The organism is Bartonella sp. AP19HLJMH, from assembly GCF_042196245.1.
Lineage (GTDB): Bacteria > Pseudomonadota > Alphaproteobacteria > Rhizobiales > Rhizobiaceae > Bartonella.
Genome location: NZ_JBHIPX010000082.1, coordinates 1 through 602 on the forward strand (window position 1 = coordinate 1; position 602 = coordinate 602).

General features: G+C 46.7%; 1 protein-coding gene. It reads right to left on the reverse strand.

The window, feature by feature from the left end; genetic code table 11:
- Window positions 1-602 (reverse strand): S49 family peptidase (locus ACFINR_RS09485; RefSeq protein WP_375654244.1); only part of this gene is annotated, 602 nt, incomplete at both ends.

Consider the following 602-nt stretch of genomic DNA (forward strand, 5'->3'; position numbering starts at 1 on the left):
ATAAAAGTTTCTGCTTTTGTGTCACGAATTGCAGCAGCATTTAAGCGTCTGTTTTGCGCCACCAAATCGACAAACATCTCGTAGAGCAGGGCGCAATCGGCTTGCATTTTTATCTGTGCTGTATCGCTCAAGGGTTCATGAGGGTTGCCATGGGTTTTGTGATCACCTTCAAAGACAAAGGTCCATTTATGCCCGTGTTTTTCATCTGCACGGGACTGGTCAAGATGGGCACAAACAACTCCAATCGAGCCTACAACACCCGTGCGAGCTACCCATATTTGAGAAGCAGCACAAGCAATGGCATAAGCTGCAGAACAGGCAAATTCATTGGCATGTGCCCAAATGGGTTTATTGTATTGTTTTGAGAGTGTTTGAAACTCTTCAACTAAATCAAACACACCGCCGGCTTCTCCACCGCCGCTGTCAATATCAAGTAAGACAGCACGAACATCAGGTTGTGCAATGGCTTCACGAAAAGAAGCCCTTAAACCTTCATAAGAGGTTAGCCCCGATAAAGCCCCAAGCCATGCACCACGGCGCACAAGCGTGCCATGAACTGGTAGGATAGCAACATTGTTTTGTACTACATAAGTTTCAGGGGG